Origin of the sequence: Streptomyces lateritius (genome assembly GCF_014649715.1) — a bacterium.
Taxonomy (GTDB): domain Bacteria; phylum Actinomycetota; class Actinomycetes; order Streptomycetales; family Streptomycetaceae; genus Streptomyces; species Streptomyces lateritius.
In genome coordinates this window covers 88,567-92,165 of record NZ_BMTO01000013.1, presented here as the reverse complement: position 1 = coordinate 92,165, position 3,599 = coordinate 88,567, and the positions used below count along the sequence as shown (strand labels likewise).

The window sequence follows — 3,599 nt, the reverse complement described above, 5'->3', positions numbered from 1 at the left end:
GCCACCCCGGCCTCCCCCGGCGTCGCTACGCCGGCGGCCGCCGGGGCGGAGGTGACGGTATGAGCGACGCCGGGGATGCCATCCGGGTGCTGGTCGTCGAGGACGATCCCGTCGCGGCGGACGCGCACGCGCTCTACGCCGGGCGGGTGCCGGGCTTCGTCGTCACCGGCGTCGCGCACTCCCGGGCCGCCGCCGTGCGGCTCCTCGACCGCACACCGGTCGATCTGATCCTCCTCGACCTGTACCTGCCCGACGGCCACGGACTCCAGCTGCTCCGGTCCCTCCGCGCCGCCGGTCACTCCGCCGACGTGATCGCCGTGACCTCCGCCCGCGATCTCGCGATCGTGCGCGAGGGGGTCTCCCTCGGGGTGGTCCAGTACGTGCTGAAACCGTTCACCTTCGCGACCCTCCGGGACCGGCTCACCCGCTACGCCGAGTTCCGTGCCACCGCCGGCGAGGCCTCGGGGCAGGACGAGGTGGACCGGGCCCTGGCCACCCTGCGGACCCCGCAGCCCGCCTCGCTGCCCAAGGGGCTGAGCGCGCCGACCCTGGAGGCGGTCACCCGTACCCTCCGGGACGCGCCGTCCGGTCTCACCGCGACCGAGGCGGGGGTCGCCGTGGGGATTTCGCGGATCACCGCGCGCCGCTATCTGGAACACCTGGTGACGGACGGGCGGGCGGCCCGGGCGCCGCAGTACGGGCAGATCGGCCGGCCGGAGCTGCAGTACCGGTGGATCACGACGATGGGCCGCTGATCGGGATCCGGGCGGGCGCCGGGAGACCGGAGACCGGACGAGGGCGACCGGTCACCGGACGCGACGGAGATCATTACGGAATGCTACCGACCGGTTCCGACGTTTCTACGATGTATGGCCTTGGGTGAACGCACCGTAGTCAACGGTCACATTCCGCATCTACCGTTTCGAGGGTGCAACCCTCCCCTCCCTCCCCTCCCTTCAACGCCCTCGCCGCGCGCCGCTTGCGCGAAGGCCTCGGCATGGCCCCGGGCCATGTCGCCTACGGCCTGCGCGCCCAGTACGGCCTCGCCGTCACCCCCGACACCGTGGTCGCCTGGGAACGCGGCCGGCTCGGCCCCACTCCCCAGGAGCTCACCGCCCTCGCCGGCGTCCTGTGGTGCGCCCCCGCCGAACTGCTGGCGTCCGCCACCACCCTGCGCGAGCACCGGATGGCCCGGGGCCTCGCGCCGGACGATCTGGCCCGCCGGATCGGCCTGGACACGAACAGCTATCTGAAGATGGAGGAGGCCGGCCGCTGGCGCGGCAACGAACGCCAGACCGCCGCCCTTGCCGAAACCCTCGGCCTCGGCGCCCGCGCTCTCCTCACGGCGACCGGCCGTGACGAGGATCTGGCGGCGCTGCTGCGGGACGCGGCCACCACCCGCTGGCAGGCGTACGTCCGCCCCGCGGTGAAGATGCTGCCGCTGCCCAAGCGGACCGTGGAGTTCGCGCTGCAGCGCCTGCACGCGGAGTACCACGCGAAGATGGCCGCCACGAGCAGCTGGGGCGCCTCGGGCGACAGCGGCGACTCGGGCCGCGCCTACCTCGACGAGATCGTGAACCACTTCTGGGCGGCCACCGGCGCCTAGCCAGGGATGTCTGGTGGATCTTGCCGGCGCTGCGGCCCTAGAGTGTCGGCGTGAGACGGCACATACCCTTCGAGCGCCTGCACAACTTCCGTGATCTGGGCGGCTATCGGACCGCCGACGGCGGCAGGGTCCGATGGAACCTCCTCTACCGCTCCGACTCCCTCGCCAAGCTGGCCGACGCGAGCGACACGGACCGGAAGAGGTTCCACGAGCTGGGCGTGGAGACGGTGATCGACCTGCGCTACCCGTGGGAGATCGCCGCCAAGGGCCGGCTGCCCGAGACCGACGGCATCGTCTGGCACAACCTGAGCATCGAGCACCGCCCTTACGACCAGGCGGAGATCGATCCCTCCCTCGACCCGTGGCGCTACCTCGCCGACCGGTTCGCCGAGGTCGCCACCGACGGGGCGGCCGAGCTGCGCGAGGCCCTGGAGGTGATCGCGGCGGCGGACGGCCCGCTCGTCTTCCACTGCGCCTCCGGCAAGGACCGCACAGGGCTGCTCGCGGGCCTCCTGCTCGGCCTCCTCGACGTCTCCGAGCAGCAGATCCTCGACGACTTCGCCCTGACCGAGCTGGCCACGGAGCGTCTGATCGCCGACTGGCGCGCGACCCACCCCGGCCGGGAACTCCGCTGGCCGGGATACGGGCGGGCGCCCGCGCAGATCATGCGCCTCTTCCTGGCGGACCTGCGCCGCACGTACGGCTCGGTGCACGCGTACACCACCGGCCATGTCGGCCTCGACCCGTCGGTGATCGAGGCCCTGCGGGCGCGACTGGTGGAGTCCGGTCCCTAGGTGTATTGCCCTGTGGGGCCGTGTCCGTCTAGTCCCGCCTGGCCGCGACGCCCGGCAAGATCCAGAAAACGACTTCTAGGTCCGGCGGTCGAAGCTGAAGAGCTGGCCCTGGGCGTCCGGGCGGCAGGGGGCCTGGGCCAGGCGGGACCAGGGGGCCTTGCGGTCACCGAGGACCGTGACGCAGACGCCAGGGGTCGCCGAGCCGACGGGGACGATGCGGTAGCCCGTGACCGGTGTCCCGAAGGGCTCCAGGGCGAACCGCTCGACGCGGGTCGGGTCGCCGCACTCCGAGTCCTCCAGGGCGGCGTCGGGCACGCGGCCGCCGGACGGGATGCCCGAGCAGCCGAGCCCGTAGTCAGGGTGGTCGGAGACGATCTGCCACTGGCGGGAGCCGAGGTCCTTGAGCGCGTAGCGGGGGACGTCCGCGCCCGCGCACTCGACCTGGTAGATCTGGCCGGTCCTGGCCCCGCGCCGCTCGTTGAGGCAGAGGTCCGAGCCGATCACCCGGATCCGTACGTCCCCGGCGGCCGGCGCCGTCAGCCGCTTGGGGCCGGTCTCCTCGCCCTCGTGGACGAGGGCGACGACCACGCTGACCGCGGCGAGGACGAGCCCGGCGACGGCGACGAGCGCGACGAGCGTCCGGCGCATCCGCCGACCGGGGTCGGAGCGCGGGTACTCCGGGGCGGCCCCGGCCTCCGGGTCCGTCTCCTGCCCGGCTTCCGGCGCGCCGGGCCAGTGCGGTCCCTCGAGCCCGGGCTCCTCCACGTCCGCCTCCGCTCCGGCGGGCGGCGTATGGACGCCGCGTACCGCCAGCTCCTTGCGGACCACCTGCCAGGACTCCAGCTCTCCGGGGCCCACCCCGCAGGCGCGGACGAAGGTGGCGAGGAGTTCCTCGCGGGGGACGGTCGAGCGCGCGAGCATGTTCGCCACCGTCGAGCGCGGCAGGACGTCGCCGACCGCCTCGGCGCGTGCGGTCAGCTCGCGGTAGGTCAGCCCCGACCAGTCCTTGAGCGCCTGCAGCTGGGCGATGAAGGCGGCCGGATCGGTGGCCTCCCGCGGGTCCGGCGCGCTCCGCCCGCCGGTGTCTCCCTCGGTCATGCGTGTTCCCGCCCCTCCCGTGACCTGGCCGACCAGTCTGCCCGAACGGAGTTGGGACATGTCCGGGACAGGCGTAAGCCTTGTTGATCGCGGGGTTCGCC

4 protein-coding genes are annotated in these 3,599 nt (G+C 73.3%); 3 read left to right on the top strand and 1 reads right to left on the bottom strand.

Annotated features, from left to right (window positions below; all coding sequences use genetic code 11):
* The first annotated feature begins 59 nt into the window (after window positions 1–59).
* The 3 genes from IE136_RS25155 to IE136_RS25145 all read left to right on the top strand — a co-directional run bounded on the left by IE136_RS25155 (window position 60) and on the right by IE136_RS25145 (window position 2,400).
* Complete coding sequence (locus IE136_RS25155) at window positions 60–755, top strand: response regulator (protein WP_158990600.1); 696 nt, start codon at window positions 60–62, stop codon at window positions 753–755.
* A 242-nt stretch (window positions 756–997) separates the two neighbouring features.
* Complete coding sequence (locus tag IE136_RS25150; protein WP_229819142.1) at window positions 998–1,606, top strand: helix-turn-helix domain-containing protein; 609 nt, start codon at window positions 998–1,000, stop codon at window positions 1,604–1,606.
* A 50-nt stretch (window positions 1,607–1,656) separates the two neighbouring features.
* On the top strand, window positions 1,657–2,400 hold the full coding sequence (locus IE136_RS25145) for a tyrosine-protein phosphatase (protein WP_158990596.1): 744 nt from the start codon (window positions 1,657–1,659) through the stop codon (window positions 2,398–2,400).
* Window positions 2,401–2,475: 75 nt separating this feature from the next.
* Here IE136_RS25145 and IE136_RS25140 read toward each other — a convergent pair whose 3' ends face one another.
* Window positions 2,476–3,498 (bottom strand): RICIN domain-containing protein, encoded by a 1,023-nt coding sequence (locus IE136_RS25140; protein WP_189601482.1) that lies wholly within the window; start codon window positions 3,496–3,498, stop codon window positions 2,476–2,478.
* Between the last annotated feature and the right edge of the window lie 101 nt (window positions 3,499–3,599).